The sequence below is a fragment of the Streptomyces sp. NBC_00354 genome, from assembly GCF_036106915.1.
Classification (GTDB): Bacteria; Actinomycetota; Actinomycetes; order Streptomycetales; family Streptomycetaceae; genus Streptomyces.
Window position 1 is genome coordinate 7,520,754 of the sequence record NZ_CP107983.1, and the last position, 16,759, is coordinate 7,537,512.

Annotated in this window: 11 protein-coding genes; 4 read left to right on the top strand and 7 right to left on the bottom strand. The window is 73.6% G+C overall.

What is annotated here, in order from left to right:
• Nucleotides 1-3: 3 nt before the first annotated feature.
• From OHT74_RS34510 to OHT74_RS34540, 7 genes are all read right to left on the bottom strand, one after another.
• Nucleotides 4-858: a DMT family transporter gene (locus tag OHT74_RS34510; protein WP_328622372.1), complete on the bottom strand. Its 855-nt coding sequence runs from the start codon at nucleotides 856-858 to the stop codon at nucleotides 4-6.
• A 91-nt stretch (nucleotides 859-949) separates the two neighbouring features.
• A complete protein-coding gene (locus OHT74_RS34515) occupies nucleotides 950-1,750 on the bottom strand; it encodes an ATP-grasp domain-containing protein (RefSeq protein ID WP_328622373.1) in 801 nt (266 codons plus the stop codon).
• Entirely contained in the window at nucleotides 1,747-2,727 is a 981-nt protein-coding gene (locus OHT74_RS34520) for an ATP-grasp domain-containing protein (RefSeq protein ID WP_266670115.1), read from the bottom strand. The genes OHT74_RS34515 and OHT74_RS34520 overlap by 4 nt, the downstream gene beginning before the upstream one ends.
• A gap of 130 nt (nucleotides 2,728-2,857) precedes the next feature.
• Nucleotides 2,858-6,229: a hypothetical protein gene (locus OHT74_RS34525; protein ID WP_328622374.1), complete on the bottom strand. Its 3,372-nt coding sequence runs from the start codon at nucleotides 6,227-6,229 to the stop codon at nucleotides 2,858-2,860.
• 120 nt (nucleotides 6,230-6,349) lie between these two features.
• The gene (locus OHT74_RS34530) at nucleotides 6,350-7,078 is read right to left on the bottom strand and encodes an anti-sigma factor family protein (protein ID WP_267001535.1); all 729 of its coding nucleotides are present in this window, start codon (nucleotides 7,076-7,078) and stop codon (nucleotides 6,350-6,352) included.
• Nucleotides 7,075-7,671, bottom strand: a complete 597-nt coding sequence (locus OHT74_RS34535) for a sigma-70 family RNA polymerase sigma factor (protein ID WP_053787647.1) — start codon at nucleotides 7,669-7,671, stop codon at nucleotides 7,075-7,077. The genes OHT74_RS34530 and OHT74_RS34535 overlap by 4 nt, the downstream gene beginning before the upstream one ends.
• 115 nt (nucleotides 7,672-7,786) lie before the next feature.
• Nucleotides 7,787-8,779 (bottom strand): DUF1996 domain-containing protein, encoded by a 993-nt coding sequence (locus OHT74_RS34540; RefSeq protein WP_328622375.1) that lies wholly within the window; start codon nucleotides 8,777-8,779, stop codon nucleotides 7,787-7,789.
• Between the two features lie 112 nt (nucleotides 8,780-8,891).
• Between OHT74_RS34540 and OHT74_RS34545 the strand changes: the two genes are divergently transcribed.
• The 4 genes from OHT74_RS34545 to OHT74_RS34560 all read left to right on the top strand — a co-directional run bounded on the left by OHT74_RS34545 (nucleotide 8,892) and on the right by OHT74_RS34560 (nucleotide 16,749).
• The gene (locus tag OHT74_RS34545; protein ID WP_328622376.1) at nucleotides 8,892-9,638 is read left to right on the top strand and encodes a DUF1838 family protein; all 747 of its coding nucleotides are present in this window, start codon (nucleotides 8,892-8,894) and stop codon (nucleotides 9,636-9,638) included.
• Nucleotides 9,639-9,836: 198 nt separating this feature from the next.
• Nucleotides 9,837-10,193: a CU044_2847 family protein gene (locus OHT74_RS34550; RefSeq protein WP_266670125.1), complete on the top strand. Its 357-nt coding sequence runs from the start codon at nucleotides 9,837-9,839 to the stop codon at nucleotides 10,191-10,193.
• Between the two features lie 4 nt (nucleotides 10,194-10,197).
• Nucleotides 10,198-14,358, top strand: coding sequence for an nSTAND1 domain-containing NTPase (locus OHT74_RS34555; RefSeq protein ID WP_328622377.1), 4,161 nt, complete (start codon nucleotides 10,198-10,200; stop codon nucleotides 14,356-14,358).
• A gap of 603 nt (nucleotides 14,359-14,961) precedes the next feature.
• Nucleotides 14,962-16,749, top strand: coding sequence for a S8 family serine peptidase (locus OHT74_RS34560; RefSeq protein ID WP_328623453.1), 1,788 nt, complete (start codon nucleotides 14,962-14,964; stop codon nucleotides 16,747-16,749).
• The last annotated feature ends 10 nt before the right edge of the window (nucleotides 16,750-16,759 follow it).

The following is a 16,759-nucleotide window of genomic DNA, read 5'->3' on the forward strand; positions in this document are numbered from 1 at the left end:
CCGTCAGGGAGCACCCGTACCGGCCCGCGCGAGGGCGACGACGCCCGCACAGACCAGTGCCACGCCCAGCACTTGGGGGAGGACCCACCACCCCGCCCGCAGGTGCTCCTCGTACAGGACCACGCCCAGCGCGACGCTGATGCCCGCATCGCCCAGAGTCAGCGCCGGCTGCGAGGCCACCAGCGGCCCGCCCTGCATGGCGTGTTCGAGCAGCAGCAGGGCGCAGATGCCGGTCGCGCCGAAGGCGTACGTCTGCCACGTGGTCAGAAACGCCCCGATGCCGCCCTCGGTCAGGACGTACACGGAGTGCTTCATCAGGGCGGCCGTCAGTGCGTAGCAGACGGCGGTGGCCGCGCCGAGGCAGCCGGCCCGCGCGCGCCCCGGCGGCCTGCGCAGCCCGGCCGCCGCCAGGGCCGCGACGACGGCCGCGCACACGGCGAGGGCCGGGATCCACCGGTCGATCGGCACGTGCGTCCGGTTCCCGGCGGGGGAGGCCGCGGCCAGCGCCACCCCCAGCCCGGCCACCACCCCCGCCACGGCCAGCCACAGGGCCCCCGGCAGCCGCCGCCGGGCCACCAGCGAGGCGATGAGCAGCGCGAGCGGCAGCTCCAGTACGAACAGCGGCGTTACGAGGACCAGCGCGCCGGTGGCCAGCGCCGCGGCCTGCCCCACCCCGGCCGCGATCACGGCCAGGATCCCGGCGATCCACACGGGCCGCTTCAGCAGATCGAGGACCAGGCCGAACCGGAAGCCCTTGCTCTGCGGCACGGTCAGCGCGGCCCGCCGCTGCAGCACGGTGGCCAGCGCATTGCTGAGCGCGGCGAACAGCGCGAAGAAGACCGGCAGCACGACGCCCATCCGCCGATCCTTACGGCGCCCGCCGCACCCCCGGCCCGCCGACACGCCCCGACGGGGCCGATTCCCCCTGTCCGGTCCTCAGCTGACGGGATCAGCGGCGGGCGGCCCGGTCCAGGGCGAGCGCTGCCAGGGCCTCCGGCGCGCCGGCCTGGCCCCGGATGCCGGGGAAGGCGTTGACGTCCACGATCAGCGGGGTGCCGTCGCCGGTGTCGATGAGGTCGACCCCGTAGACGTCGAGCGCGAACACCTCGCCGGTCCGGCGGACCAGGTCCGCCCAGCCGGGCGGGAGTTCGGCCAGGGCCAGCGGCCGGGTCGGACCCCGGCCCTCCGGTGCGAGCTCGGAGCGGCGAAGGGCGGCGAAGACCCGGTCCCCGATCGCCCACAGCTTGTGGTCCCAGCCGCTGTTGGGCGCGAACTCCTGGACCACGACCGGCTCCTGCGGCCAGGCGGCCGCCAGCTCACCCAGCCGGGCCCGGTCGTCGACCCGGGCGACCAGGTCGTGCCTGCGGCTGTGCCGGCTCTTGACGACCAGGGGCGAGGCGCCGAGCGGCTCACCCGCCGCCCACACCGCGAGGGAGCCGTACGTACGGGTGCCCGCGAACGGCAGACCGCCCCGCAGGGCCAGCTCCGCCATTTCCGTGCGGTCCTGGCAGAGCGTGGTCGCCGCCGCCGAGTTCAGCACCGGGGCCCCGCGCCGCTCCAGCTCCCGCGCGAGGTCCAGCGCCTGCGGCGTGCGCGACTTCAGCAGGTAGACGTCGGCCAGGTCGGCAGGGGCTTGCGCCACCGTATCCGGATCGAGCGACTCCACCCGGTGCCCGGCGGCCTCGAGCAGCGCCGTCGCGGCGGCCAGCAGCGGATGGCCGGGCTCCGGCGTGACCAGGCAGACCCTCACAGGGCGGCCTCGCCGGCCCGCGCGGACGCCTGCACCGGAGCCGTCTGTACCGGCGACCCCGGCACCGCGGACGCCTGTACGGGCGATGCCTGCACCGGGATCGAGACGGGCAGTCCGTGCGGCGCCCGCGGACGGCACACGGCGGCTGCCGCCGCGGCCGCCGGGCTGCCCGTCCGCGCCAGCCCCAGCACGGCCCGGGCCACCCGGGCCGCCGCGTCCGGGACCTGACGGAAGCTCGGGAAGTCGTTCACGTCCACGACCACGGGCCCGTCCGGCCCGAGCAGCACGTCGACCCCGTACAGGTCGAGCCCGTAGACCGTCCCCACCTGCGCGGCGATCGCCGCGACCTCGGCGGACAGCGGCACGCGCCGCTCCCGCACCGCCGGATCCGGGTGCAGGGGCGAGCAGCGCTCGGTGGCGAACAGCTCCCCGCCGACCGCGTACACCTTGATGTCGGTGCCCGAGTTGGGCACGTACGGCTGGGCGATGAGCATGTGCTCGCCCGCCAGCTCCGGGAGCAGCGTTTCGAGCTCCCCGGGCGAGGACACCAGGTGCACGGCCCGACCGGAACTGCCGTCCGCGGGCTTGACGACGAGCGGGTACTGCGCCGCCGGTATCTCCCGCAGCAGTTCCGGCAGCGCCACGGCGTACGTCGGGGGCATCGGAAGCCCCCGGGTCCGGCCGATGGCGGCGGCCAGGGCCTTGTCCCTTACGCCCCGGATCGAGCGGGCGTCGTTGACCGTGGTCATCCCGGCCGCGGCCGCGGCCTCGAGCAGGGTGAGCCCGGGCCCGCCCGACACGGTCTTGAGCACCCAGGCGTCGTGCGTGCCCGAGCCCATGACCTCGTCCATGCGCAGCAGTGAGCCGCCCGGCCGCACCACGTCCACCTGGTGACCCCATGCGGTGAGTTGCCGGATCACCTCGTTCGGCATGCCGTCGTGGCGGTAGTGCTCCTCCACCAGGAAGCAGAGCCTCATCGACCTTCCCCATATTCCCCGGACGTCCGCCGATCCCGTCCGGCGAGTTGTGACGCCACAGGATGTCATGGACCGCAATGTGATGATCGGTCCGGATGGGGATGCGGGCCGCCGAGCCGCCAACCACCGGTCACTCGTCGTGCGTGACCGCCCCCAGTGCCGCGTCCCGTACCTCCGGCTCCGCGTGCCGCCTCAGCTCCCGGAGCAGCGCGCGCCACTGGGGCGGCCAGCCGAAGCGCCGGCCCATGGCCGTGGTGAGGGCGACGGCGAACATCCCAGGTACCCGGGCCCCGTTCCCCGCGAGACCGCGTGCGGCCTCCAGCACCACGGCCGGGTCCGGAACCCGGCCGCCGTGCCGGCCCCCGTCGCGCAGCGCACTCGCCGTCGACGCGGCCAGCCCCGGCCGGCCCTCATGGGCCGCCACGAGGGTGTCCAGGGCCGCCCGCAGCTCCGGCAGGTCCGCGCACAGGTCGACCGAACGCCGCAGCAGCGCCACGCGGGTCGTGGCCAGGGCGGGTTCGCCGGCGAGCTGGCGGACCAGGGCCGCACGCAGTTCGTGGTGTTCCCCGTCGATGCCCTGGCTCAGGAACCGCACCCGCTGCAGGGCCGGCAGATCCCGTTCGGCCTCGGCCTCCGGGTCGTCCCCGGACCGTACGACGGCCAACAGCTCGGCCACGGCACGGTGGAACTGGCTCCCGGGCTCGCCGCCGCCGACCGGGTGCGGCAGCCCCGAACCGGCGATCTTCCCCAGCGCCGCCGCCGCGGCCTTCCAGCCCGGGTCCGGCGACAAGCCGCAGACCGCCAGCCGCACGGGGTCCGCTGCCTCGGGCGCGAAGGCGACCCAGTCCGGCAGGGCCGCGACCGCTTGACCGGCCACGGACCGGTGGGGAGAGGCGGCGACGAGCGCCACCAGCCTGGCGTAGCGCGGCCGGTGCGGCCGCGCCACCCAGAGCGGCGAGGTGTGGGCGATGGCCGCCCCGGCCTCCCGGGTACCGCTCGCCGCGGCCGTCTCGAGCAGGTTCCAGACCTCCCCGGTCTCCAGGAGCCCGATGGCGAGGCCCACGGCGGCGGTCACCACATCGGGGTGGCCGTCCTCGTCGCCGGCGATGCGCGCCAGCAGCGCCGCGGCCCGGCGGGCCGGCAGGAACCGGACGGTCAGCCGGGCCGCCTCCTTGCGGCTGGTCACCTTGACGCCCGAGGAAGCGCCCAACAGCCCGTCCAGCAGCTCCGCGAGCCGGGTCGGCGAAGTACCCGCCGCTGCCCGCCCGGCGGCGTACACCGCGACGCGGGCGTGGTCGTCGCCCGCGTGCGCGAGCAGTTCGGGCAGCATGGCCGCCGGCTCCACCGTCCGCGCCGAGGCGGCGAGCGCGGTCTCCGCGAGCAGCGTGTCCGCCGAGCGCGCGTGCCGTCGTACGAGCTCCAGCCCGTGGCCGGGGATCCGGGCCGCGCCCCGCAGGACGGCGGCCCGTTCGTACACCGCCCTGGAATCGTCGCCGACGGCGACCTCGGCCAGCCAGGCCGCCTCCTCCTGCTGGCGCGGCATCCACCGGTCGGCCAGGTCGAAGCGGGGGAGTGGCCGCGCGGAGCCCTCGCGCAGGAACCGGCCGTACGGCGGGCGCGCGGCGAGTACGGAGTCCAGCAGATCGGTGCGGTGCGCCGACAGCACGTCCAGTACGGGCGCCAGCGCGACCGCCGACGGCTCCTGCTCCAGCAGCGCGGCCACCCGCTCGCCGCGCGTGGCCGGGTCCGCGAGCCAGACCCGGACGAGCTGCGGGAACACCCCGTCGGTGCACCGTTCCCGGGCCTCGTCGAGCATCCGCTGGAGCTCCGGCATGCCATGGCAGCGGTCCCCGAGGTAGGTCGTGAGCGTGAGCAGCGGCCGGTGGTCGCCCTTGGCCGCGCGGACGTCGAGCCAGGGGCGCAGGACGTCGAAGATCCGCTGCTCCCGGCCGCGCGGCAGCACGCCCCCGTGCGCGCCGAACGCGAGGTGTCCCGTGCGGACGGTGAGCTCGTTGAGGGTGCGCAGCGCCCAGTCGAGCAGCACGGAGCAGGCAGCCCGGCTCTCCAGCACCTTGAACACCAGGCGCTCCAGCGCCCAGCGCGTGTCGGCGGAGCAGTCGCGGGCCTCCACGGCGTCCATGGCGATCCGGTCCAGGCAGGCGGCCGATGCCTCGCCGGCCAGCAGCGGCACCGGCACCCCGGCCAGCGCCGACAGCGCGGTGGCGCGCACGGGGTCGCGGTCGTTGCGCAGCCGCCGTGTCATCAGTTCGAGCACCCCGCCCAGCGCCTCGGCGTCGCGCGCGCGGACCGCGTTCTCGACGAGCCGGGCCCAGGCCACCCGGCGGATGTCGGCGTCGGACCGCTGTATCGCGGCCAGGAGTTCCGGCCGGGCCTCGTCGACCGGAAGGTGCGCGACCGCTTCGAGGAGCCGGTCGATGGCCCACCCGTCACGGCGGGCACGCTCCGCACGGCGCCGCGCCTCGGCCTGGCGACGCCCGCGGGGGAGCACGGCCAGGACGGGGTCGGGGACCAGACCGTCGGGCGCGGGCGTGTGCGCGGTGGCCGCGTCGTGGAACGCCTCGCGCCGGCCCGGAGGCAGCGCCTTCACCAGCGCGGCCAAGTACGCGGGTCGTCCCGCCCAGCGCCGGCCGAGGGCGAGCAGGGACGGCGGATCGGCCCGGACGAGCCGGCGCAGCACGGACTGCGGAAGGAGGTGCTCGCTGTGGCCGGCCGTCCGTTCGGGCGCGGTCAGCCAGCGCACGAACCGCTCGGCGTCCACCGCGATCAGGTCGCCGATCCGGTCCTCCAGGGGCCGGGGCAGCCGGTCCGGACCGTACTGCTCCAGCAGGGCGAGCACCCGCTCCGGGGCGGCGGGCAGGGCCGCGGCCACGCCCGGCGCCTGGCGGTGCCACCACATCGCGCGCAGGAGTTCCGGCAGTTCCGCCAGTTCGTTCGCCGCCTGGTCCAGCACCGCGCCGGGATGGCTGCGGCCCAGCCGGGTCCACTGGGTGACGGCGCGTGTCAGCTGCGGCAGCAGCCGGGAGACGAACTCCGGCCCGCAGGCCGGGAGCAGGACGGCGGCCTCGCCGTCGCCCCACTCGGCCCGCAGGACGGGGACCAGCCGTTCCGCGAGAGCCCGGCGCGAGCCCCACAACACGGCGCGCGCCAGGTCCCGGCGGATCTCGGCGGAGGCGTCGTCGTACGCCGCCTCGATCGCCTCGTCCGGCACGGGCAGCATGCGGACGGCCCGCACGGCGAAGGAACGGATCACCGGGTCCGGGTCGGCCAGCTGCTGCGCCAGGTACTCCGTCTGCCTCCCGGCGAGGGCCGCCAGCGCGGCCAGCCGCCGCTCGTAGCGGCCCCGGCCGGCCAGGTCGGCCAGTACGCCGGGTAGTTCGCCACTGGGGGCGAGGTCGCGGGCGGTGGTGGCGACCAGCCGCAGCCGGTCGGCGTACGGCAGCGGATCGAGTTCGGCGAGCAGGTGTTCGACGGAGCGTGGCATGGGGTTCAGTGTGCCCACCGGGGCTGACGGGGAGAAATGGTTTCCCCGGCGGCCGCGTACGGCGAAGAGCCCGGACGGCCGCTGGCGGCCGCCCGGGCTCCCCGACAAGGTCCCGCCGGTTTACACCGGCATGGGCACGGACACGAACCGCTTGCCCGATTCGTTCTCGACCACGACCTCCTTGACGTTGGCCGGGTCCACCGCCGCCGAGCCGTCCAGCGAGGCGCCCTTGCCCTCGCCCATCTGGCTGCCGACGACCCAACTGCCGGCGGAGGTGCGCTTGCCGTCCTTCCCGACGACGATCAGTACGCAGCGCTCGCCCGGCGGAATCCCCGCCACGGCCGCGTGCACCCGTACCCACTTGGCGGCGGGCGTGACCTGTACGGTCATCCGCGCGTTGGTGCCCGCGTCGGTCGCCGAGGCCACCTTCGTGCCCGCCACCGGGGGTGACGGCTGCGCCGTGGCCGTCGGTGGGGGCGGCAGCGGCTGGGCCACCGGCCCGCCGTCCGCGGATCCCAGCTGCGCCCCGGCCCAGAACACGGCGGCCAGCGAGGCCGCCGCGGCCAGTCCCGCGACGCTCCATCGTCGGCGCCGCTCGCCCGCCGCCTCGTTGCGCATCTGCCGCAGGGTGCGCTGGAGCAGCAGATCACCGCCCTGCGGCGGTCCGTCGAGGAAGGCCTCTGCAGGCACCTCGCCCAATGCCGCTTCCATCTGGCGCAACGCGGCCACCTCCTCACGGCATTGCACGCAGCCGCTCATGTGCTCTTCGACCCGGCGGACGTCCTCCGCCTCCAGGACGCCGAGAACGTACGGGCCGAGCAGTTCCTCCTCGTGCCGCTGCCGGTTCATGCCACCACCTCACGCAGTCCGGCGGGCTGCTGGGGCGGCCTGCCCATTCGATTGCCCTCCCTGGTACTGCCTTGTCGGAACACCTCGCGCAGCGCCTTGAGGGCGTAGTGCGCGCGTGATTTGACCGTGCCCGCCGGGATGCCGAGGCTGTCGGCAGCCTCGGCCACGCTGAGCTGGCGGTAGTACAACTCCTTCAGCACGTCCCGGTGCTCCGGGGACAGCTGGTCGAGCGCACCCAGCACGGTCATCGTGTCGACCACGGAATCGGCGTGGTCCAGCTCGACCGGCGGAGCGGCCGCGGCTCCGGAAACCTCCGCGGGGCGGGCGGCCTTGGCCCGGTAGCGGTCGGTGATGATGTTGCGGGCCACCGTCAGCAGCCAGCCGCGCACCGAACCCTTCCCGTTGACCAGGACCTCGGAATGCCGCCAGGCCCGGATGAGGGTCTCCTGGACGACGTCCTCGGCCGTGGCCCGGTCCCCGGTCAGCCGGGTGGCGTACGCGAGCAGGGCGTGGCCGTGCTCCTCGTAGACCGACCTGATCAATGCCTCGTCGGTCGAGCCCCGCCGCGTGCGGGGCCACAGTGGTCCGGCCATCTCACCCTCTCCGTCTTCCTCGCCCATCTGGTGCGGACAGAACACGCCTCCCGAAGGAGCCTGGTTCATGTGACCCGCATCACTCGCATATGACAGTACTTCGACGGGGCGGCCCTCAGGTGCGGCAGCCGAGCCCCTCGTTGAGGCAGCCGACGATCGCGGCCATCTGCCCGTCCGTCATGGCGTCCACGAACATCGCGTGGTCCGTCTTCGGGCTGTGCCGCTGCTCGGGGAAGGAGTCGACGGCGACCGGCACGCCCGGCGCCACCTCGTACGCGAGGGAGATGCGCAGCTGCGGCACGGCGAAGGTGCCCTGCGGACAGACGCCGTTGGCCGCGGGGAAGACCACGTGCGAGCGGTGGCCCGGGCTCTCGGTGTCCAGTCCGTTCCAGCAGCTGGGGAAGACGAGCGTACGGGTGAGGCGTTCGCCGGCGGGGCAGCGCGGGTAGCGGGTGGTGAACCGGTCGGGGAAGCCGGAACAGCCCCAGCGGGCGCGGACGTCGGCGTTGCCCGCGGCGGTGTACGCCACCGCGTCGCCGGTCATCGCGCGCAGGAAGCGCGGCATCGGAACGACCTTGCCCACCGGGCTGCCGCGGAACTCCACGGAGACCGCCGCCTCGGGCAGGATCTCGCCCGAGTTGCCGTGACCGGCGGAGCCCTCGTGCGGGTGGCTGCCCGCCCGGTCCAGCCGGCGCAGGACGGGCCAGTAGTACGTGGACCGGTCGCCGCCGCGGCAGCTGGTCGCGGCGGCGGCCAGGGAGGCATCGGTCGACATCGCGTCCGTGGACAGGTTCCCCACGTACGCGTGGGTGTGGTGGGCGCCCGAGCGCAGTCCCGGCGACACCACGAGGTTGTCCTCGTTGTAGTGGCGCTCCTCGTTGCGTCCGCAGTCCACCGTCACGGTGCCCGTCGAGGCGTCGGGCCCGGCCGACGGCTCGCGGGGACCGGGTGGTACGTCCTGTATGTCCACGTAGTCACGGGAGTTCATCCCGGAATGCGGCGTCCCGTCGGGGCTCGCCACCCGGGCAGCGCCCAACACGGCGGCGGTCAGCCCGATGCCGAGCACCAGGCAGACGAGCAGTGTGAGGAGTCGGCGTTCGTTCCGCATGCGGGTCACGGTTGCCGCTGCGCGCCGCAGCGTCAACCTGGCATCCACATGTCGGCCAGGCCGCCGCCTGGGAGCTTGCCGAGCCGGCGGGCGACCGCGCACAGTACCCGGCATGACACCCGCCGAGCTCCTGCACGCGTTCGCCCGCACCCGCGCCTCGCTCGACGGCGCCGAGGTGACCTTCTGGTGGTCCGGGGACGTCCACTCCTGGGCCCCGGACCAGCCGTACCGGCGCCTCTTCGGCTTCGAAGGCGTCAACGTCGCCCGCCTCGTCGAGGAACCGGAGACCGGCGGCTTCCAACTGCTCACCAGGGAGGCCGCGTTCTACCTGGATCCGCAGACCCGGGAGATCCTGGACACCTGGGAGGGCAAGCCGGTGACCCACATCTGGAACGATCCGGCCAACCTGCGGCTGCGGCCGTTCCCGGTCCCCCTGACCGAGCTCGGGGACCAGATCTGCTTCAGCCTGGAGATCCCGCTCGCCTACCCCTCGCCGCTGCCGGTCGCCGAGTACCCGCTGAACTCCGCCGACGACACGTACAGGGCCCTGGAGCTCTTCCAGTTCTTCGCGCCGCGCTCGGCGCTGACCACCGACGAGCCCGGCGTCCCGTGCACCATGTCCTGGATGCGGATGTCCCCGTGGCTCCCGTGGATGGAACAGGGCCAGAGCCCGGGCGGACTCACCTTCCACTGCCGGGGCCGCAAGCTCGCCTCGTACGCAGAGGTGCCGGAGCGCACCCGTGCCTACATCGCCGCCCAGCACCCCGAGTACGCCCACGCCCCGGAGAAGTGGACCGAACCCAACGAGACCAGCTGGACCTACTTCCGCAGGCACCACGAACCGCAGCCCCAGCCCTGACCGGCCTTCGGCCCCGTACGGCGCAGCCCGGGATGCGGCACGTGCCCGGTTCTGACGATGATGGTCAGGACCCGGCAGCGGGCCCGCAGGCACGCGTCGATCGGTCGATCGCACGTGCCGCCGACGCCCGACGCCATCGCCGTCCCGTTTGCGGCCATGGGCGGCCTCAGCCCTACACGTGCGGGTGGAGGAGGAATCGTGGCACCTCTGGCCCGGATTCCCTTGGACGGCGGGGGCAGTCTTCTGATCGAGGCCCCGGCCGGATCGGAGGCGTTGGAGGGGCCGGTGAAGGCCGGTCGCCTCAGCGACGCCATCCACGACCTGCCGGAGACGCTGCAAGAGGCTCTGGTTCCGATCACGGAGGCGGTCCGCGCCACGCTCGAGCAACTGCGCAAGGCGCGCCCCGACGAGATCGTCGTCGCGTTCGGTGTCGACCTCGCGTTCGAGGCCGGGGCCGTGATCGCGAAGACCGGCGCTGGCTGCCACTTGAACGTGACCGTGGCATGGAAGGCGTCCGGCGCCGCCCGCCCGGGCCCGGACGGCAGCGCGGGCTGACCCGGTGGACAGCGCTGCCGAGGGGCCGGATGCCACCGGGGGGCCGGAGGGCGACCACACGCCGGGAGCGGGACTCTCGCCCGCCGTCGCCCAGATCATCGGCACCGACGGGGCGGTGGCCGGGGCGGGCTTCCTGGTGGCCGAGGACATCCTGGTCACGTGCGCGCATGTCGTCACCGGGGCCGGATCCGGGCCCGGCGGGAGCGTACAGCTGGTCTTCCCCCGCGCGCCCGGCGCGCCTCGGGTCGAGGGACAGGTCCTCGAGGACCCGTGGCGGGCCCCGGAGGACGAGGACGTGGCCGTCGTCCGCCTGAGCGGCGCCCTGCCGGACGTGGAGCCGCTTGCGCTGGGCTCGGCCGCAGGCAGCGAGGGCCACAGGGTGCTCTCGTTCGGGTTCCCCGCCCAGGCCCCGCCGGGCGGACACTGGGGCTACGGCCGGGCCGGCAACTGGCTGCCGGCCATCGAGGGCAGGAGCGAGCGCCTCCAGCTGACCGGCGCCAACGACCTGACCACCGGGTTCAGCGGCGGGCCGATCCTCGACACCAAGACCGGCCTGGTCATCGGCATGCTCACCGAGATCACCGCCCCGGACGAGCACGAGCGGGGGCTGGGCATCGCCTACGTCACCCCCGTCCGGGTCCTGCGCGAGGTCTGGCCCGATCTGGTGGAGCAGGACGTGTGCCCCTACCAGGGGCTGGAGCCGTTCACCGCAGAGCAGGCCCACTGGTTCGAGGGCCGCAAGGACGCCGTACGGCAGGTCATCGCGAGCCTCGCCCGGCAGCGGCGGGTGACCCTCCTGCTCGGCCCCTCCGGTTCGGGCAAGTCCTCCTTGGTCGAAGCCGGCGTCCTGCCCGCGCTGGCGCAGGGTGGACTGCCCGGCAGCGACCGTTGGCTGCAAGTCATCGCCCGGCCGCGGCAGAACCTGCTGCTCGAAATCGAGCGCGCCGGGCTTCCGGGGGCCGCCACCGACGGGATTGCCGCAGCCGTCACCCGCAGACTCGAGGCCGAACCGGTGCACGAGCGCGTCGTCCTGGTCATCGACCAGTTCGAAGAGCTGCTCGCTCCGTCCGGCAACGGGCGGCAGCACGCACACCGCCAGGCCGCGACGGACCAGATCGCCGAAGCGGTGAAGTCGCACGCCGAGCTCAGCGTGATCCTGGTCATGCGTGACGACTTCTACCCCCAGCTGGCGGCCCTGGCCCGGATCGTGGAGGCGGCGATGCCGGGGCTCCTCAACGTACCGGGTGCGCTGAGCCAGGAAGACCTGCACGACATCATCACCAAGCCCGCCGAGGACCTGGGAGCCCATTTCCAGCACGGGCTGCCCGAGCAGATCATCAGCGACGTCCTGGACATCGCGCCCGAGGGCGCTGCGACCGGCGAGGCGCCCGTCACCGCGCTCCCCCTGCTGGAGCTGGCGCTCAGTCAGCTGTGGCAGAGGCGCCAGGACGGATACCTCACGCACGAGGCGTACCGGCGCATCGGCGGAGTCAGGGGCAGCATCACCACGTGGTGCGAGACGGCCCTCAACCAGTTGCCCCCCGATCACCGGCTCATCGCGCAGCGGATCCTGACCTCTCTGGTGCGGCCGGCCGACCCCGCCCACCACATTCCCGCCATCCGCGCGCAGGTCCCCGTGCACGACCTGCGCGACCTGGCGGCCGACCCCCACGCCGGCCCCGACGCCGGCGAGGCCTTCGACGAGGTACTGGAGGCCCTCACCGGCTACCGCATCATCACCAGGCACACGCCCCGCACCCCCGGCGGCGCCGACACACCTGCCGGCCCGCCGGTCGCCGAACTGATCCACGACGCACTCATCCAGGACTGGGGCACGCTGCGCGACTGGGTCGGCCAGGACCACCGCTTCCAGGACTGGCTCGAGGGCACCCGCGAGCGGCAGGAACGCTGGAAGAAGAGGAGCGATCCGGGGGACCTCCTCGGGGGAACGGCCCTCGCCGAAGGCCTCGAATGGCAGCAGCAACGCCGCCTGCCGCGCGACATCTGGAACTTCCTCACGGCGAGCCAGCAGCGCCAGCTGGCCGTCATCCGGCATCGCAATATCACCATCGCGATCCTTGCCGTCCTGCTCGTCGGAACGCTCGCCGCCGGGGGATACGGATGGGTGCAGAAGCAGACAGCCGAGAGCCAAAGCCGAACGGCCGAGTCCCGGGAGCTTGCCGCCCAATCCCAAACGCTCATCAGCGCAGACCCCGACCTCGCCGCACTGCTGGCCGTCCAGGCGTACCGTACGAGCCACACGCTCGAATCCATCAAGAGTCTGGACGTTGCCGCCGCCCTCCCGCTGCGGCGGCGCCTGTCCGACCACGCGGGGTCGGTGTGGGCGGTGGCGTTCAGCCCCGACGGGCGGACGGTCGCCACGGGCAGTAGCGACAAGACGGTGCGGCTGTGGGATGTGAACGCAGGCACAAGCCTCCCCCCGCTGTCCGGTCACAGCGGTGTGGTCCGGTCGGTGGCATTCAGCGCGGACGGGCGCACCCTGGCCACTGGCAGTGGCGACAGGACCGTGCGGTTGTGGGATGCGAAGACCGGCGAGTTCCGCAAAGCCTTGTCCGGCCATACCGGCGCGGTGCGGTCGGTGGCCTTCGGCCGGGACGGCACGCTCGCCAGCGGCAGTGACGACAAGACGGTGCGGTTGTGGGACGTGGACGCGGGCACGGCCCGCACGCTGTCCGGCCACACCCGTCCGGTGGGTTCGGTGGCCTTCGGCCGGGACGGCACGCTCGCCAGCGGCAGTGACGACAAGACGGTGCGGTTGTGGGACGTGGGCGCGGGCACGGCCCGCACGCTGTCCGGCCAGACCGGGGCGGTGAACTCGGTGGCGTTCAGCCGGGACGGGCGCACTCTTGCCGCGGGCAGCCTGGGCGGCACGGTGCGGTTGTGGGATGTGGCCACAGGCACGAGCCTCCCCCCGCTGACCGGGCTCACCGACGTGGTGTGGTCGGTGGCGTTCAGCCCGGACGGCCGCACGCTCGCTACGGGCAACTCCGACCGCACGGTGCGGTTGTGGGACGTGGACGGCCGCAAAGTCATCAGTACGCTGCTCGGCCACGGCGACGGGGTGTGGACGGTGGCGTTCAGCCCGGACGGGCACACGCTCGCCAGCGCCGGTGACGACAGGACGGTGCGGTTGTGGCATGCGGACACCGACATGAGCCGCCCCCCGCTGACCCACACCGGCGGCGTGTCGTCCGTGGCGTTCAGCCGGGACGGGCACACGCTCGCCACCGGCGGTGACGACAGGACGGTGCGGTTGTGGGATACGAAGACCGGCCTGCTCCGCAGAGCGCTGCCCCGCCTCGGCGACAGAGTGCGGGCGGTGGCGTTCAGCCTGGACGGGCACACGCTCGCGAGTGGCGGTGACGACAAGAAGGTGCGGTTGTGGGACGTGGACACCGGAACGGCCCGCGCGCTGTCCGGCCATACCGGCGCCGTGCGCTCGGTGGCGTTCGCTCGGGACGGCACACTCGCCAGCGGAAGTGACGACAAGGCGGTGCGGTTGTGGGATGCGGAGACCGGCAAGCTCCGCAGAACGCTGCCCGGCTCCCACCGAGAGCCGGTGAGCTCGGTGGCGTTCCGCAACGACGGGCACGTCCTGGCCACCGGCAGCGCCGACGGCTCGGTGCGGTTGTGGGACGTGCCGACCGGCAGGCTCCGCAAAACGCTGCCCGGCGGCCACACCAAGGAAGTGGGCTCGGTAGCGTTCAGCCCCGATGGGCGCACCCTGGCCACGGGCAGCCTCGACGGCACCGTGAAGTTGTGGGACGTGGACTCCGGCAGGCATCGCAGTACGCTGCGAGGCGCCACGTACCCGGTGCATGCGGTGGCGTTCAGCCGGGACGGACAAACACTCGCGACCGGCGGCGAACCCTCGTCCGTGTGGTTGTGGCACGTGGCCGCCCGCAAGGTCCGCGGCACGCTGTCCGGCCACGCCGACGTGGTGGGCTCGGTGGTGTTCAGCTCCGACGGGCGCACGCTCGCCAGCGGAAGTGAGGACAGAACGGTCCGGCTGTGGGTCGTCCGCGATCCTGATACATCGATCAAGGAGATCTGCCGGTCCGTCAACCGGGACCTCACCGAAGAGGAACGGGAGGAGTACCTGCCGGGCGCGTCGGCCGGCCGCGTGTGCCGGCCGCTCCGCTGATGGTTCGACGCACAGGATCCTGAGCCAGAGCAGCCCTGCACGGCCTGACCCATAGCCCGGGACCGGCCGTGCAGGGCTGTGGTGGTATGTGCCGATCCGGCCGGATCGGTCGACGGTACGTGCGGGAGCTGCCCGGGCGGCGGTGCTCGAGAGTGCCTCGACGTGTGCCCCGGCCGCGCCGTACGGGGCACCCCCGCGGGAGGGCCCGGAGGGGCGGGAGATAGGGTCCCCGGGAGGTGTTAGGGGGCGTCAGGGGGGTGGACAAGGGTTTTCCCGGTATCGGGTTCACCCTCGCGTTGCCTACTGTCTGCCCACCGGCGATCTTTCCCACCCCGAACGGACCCCACACCAACCCCACATGGTGTGAAGCCGTACGGCCGGGAGGATCGCCTGCACCGCCGTTGCCCCTGCCCCGCCGAAGCGGCCGGGGCGACGCGGCGAGCAGCGGTGGCCGGGACGGGCGTGACCAACCCGTCCCCGGCCCCGTAGCCGCCGGTTCACCTCCCACACAGCTCCAACCGCCGGCTCCGGCTTGCCCGGAAACGGCCCGCGAAAGGGAACACCGTGCACGCAACGAGACGCAGGCTCATATCCGTGGTGGCGATGTCCGTCACCCTGCTCGCCGGCTCCGCCACGGCTGCCGTGGCCCTGACCGGTGCGGAGCCCGCGCCGGCCCCGGCCGCCGCCTCCACCCTCCCGGCCGCGGGCGCGCCCGCCTCCCCCGCCGCCGCGCCCGTGCAGAACCTGATCGTCGGCTACAAGTCCTCGGCCACCGAGGCCAGTTCCAACAAGGCTGCGGCCGACGACGCCACCGCCAAGGGCAAGAAGGCCGGCAACAAGAAGGCGAAGTTCGACCGCCGCCTCGGCACCGGTGCCGCCCTCGTCAACCTCGGCGGCTCCGTCGCCCCCGCCGCGGCGGCCGACGTGATGGCCCAGTTCCGTGCCGACCCGGACGTCGCGTACGTGGAGACGGACGCCCGCGCCTACGCGATGGCCACCCCGAACGACACCGAGTACGCCAAGCAGTGGGACCTCTTCGAGCCCACCGCCGGCATGAACGTTCCGGCGGCCTGGGACAAGACCACCGGCTCCGGCGTCACCGTCGCCGTGATCGACACCGGCTACGTGGCCCACTCCGACGTGGCTCCGAACATCGTCGCCGGCTACGACTTCATCAGCGACTCCACCGGCGCCCGCGACGGCAACGGCCGCGACAACAACCCGGCCGACCAGGGCGACTGGAGCGCGGCGAACGAGTGCGGCACCGGCTCCCCGGCCAGCGGCTCCTCCTGGCACGGCACCCACGTCGCGGGCACCATCGCCGCCGCCACCAACAACGCCAAGGGCGTCGCGGGCATCGCGTACAACGCGAAGATCCAGCCCGTCCGCGTGCTCGGCAAGTGCGGCGGCACCACCTCCGACATCGTCGACGCCATCACCTGGGCCTCCGGCGGCTCCGTCGCGGGCATCCCGGCGAACGCCACCCCCGCCAAGGTCATCAACATGAGCCTCGGCGGCTCCGGCGCCTGCACCGCCACCTACCAGAACGCGATCAACGCGGCCGTCGCCCGCGGCACCACCGTCGTGGTCGCCGCCGGCAACAGCAACGCGGACGTGTCCGGCTTCTCGCCCGCCAGCTGCAACAACGTGGTCTCCGTGGCCGCCACCAACCGCACCGGCGACCGCTCGTTCTACTCGAACTACGGCAGCAAGGTCGACGTCTCCGCGCCGGGCGGTGAGACCCGCCGCGCCACCGACACGCCCGGCACCGTCACCACCCCCGAGAACGGCATCCTCTCCACCCTGAACAACGGCGCCACCACCCCGGGCTCGGAGATCTACAAGCCCTACCAGGGCACCAGCATGGCCGCCCCGCACATCGCGGGCCTCGCCGCGCTCGTCGTCGCCGCCAAGCCCTCGCTGACCCCGGCGCAGGTCGAGTCGGCCATCAAGGCCAACGCCCGCCCGCTCGCCGGCACCTGCACCGGCGGCTGCGGCGCCGGTCTCGCCGACGCTGCCGCCACCGTCAACGCCGTGACCTCGCCGACCACCCCGGCCTTCGAAAACGGCACGAACGTGAACATCCTTGACAACGTGACCGTGGAGAGCCCGATCACCGTCAGCGGTGTCGCGGGCAATGCCCCGGCCGCCCTCAAGGTCAACGTGAACATCGTGCACACCTACATCGGTGACCTGAAGGTCGACCTGGTCGCCCCGGACGGCAGCGTCTACACGCTGCACAACCGGTCCGGCGCCGGCACCGACAACATCAACCAGCAGTACACCGTGAACGCCTCCTCGGAGGTCGCCAACGGCACCTGGAAGCTCCGCGTCAACGACAACGCCGGCGGCGACACCGGCTTCATCGACACCTGGAGCCTCGGCTTCTGAAGGCCCGATA

What these genes read in the sequence shown, in the direction of transcription:
- OHT74_RS34510 (WP_328622372.1), bottom strand. Translation starts at nt 858, where the DNA reads ATGGGCGTCGTGCTGCCGGTCTTCTTCGCGCTGTTCGCCGCGCTCAGC.
- OHT74_RS34520 (WP_266670115.1), bottom strand. Translation starts at nt 2,727, where the DNA reads ATGAGGCTCTGCTTCCTGGTGGAGGAGCACTACCGCCACGACGGCATG.
- OHT74_RS34525 (WP_328622374.1), bottom strand. Translation starts at nt 6,229, where the DNA reads ATGCCACGCTCCGTCGAACACCTGCTCGCCGAACTCGATCCGCTGCCG.
- OHT74_RS34530 (WP_267001535.1), bottom strand. Translation starts at nt 7,078, where the DNA reads ATGAACCGGCAGCGGCACGAGGAGGAACTGCTCGGCCCGTACGTTCTC.
- OHT74_RS34535 (WP_053787647.1), bottom strand. Translation starts at nt 7,671, where the DNA reads ATGGCCGGACCACTGTGGCCCCGCACGCGGCGGGGCTCGACCGACGAG.
- OHT74_RS34540 (WP_328622375.1), bottom strand. Translation starts at nt 8,779, where the DNA reads ATGCGGAACGAACGCCGACTCCTCACACTGCTCGTCTGCCTGGTGCTC.
- OHT74_RS34545 (WP_328622376.1), top strand. Translation starts at nt 8,892, where the DNA reads ATGACACCCGCCGAGCTCCTGCACGCGTTCGCCCGCACCCGCGCCTCG.
- OHT74_RS34560 (WP_328623453.1), top strand. Translation starts at nt 14,962, where the DNA reads ATGTCCGTCACCCTGCTCGCCGGCTCCGCCACGGCTGCCGTGGCCCTG.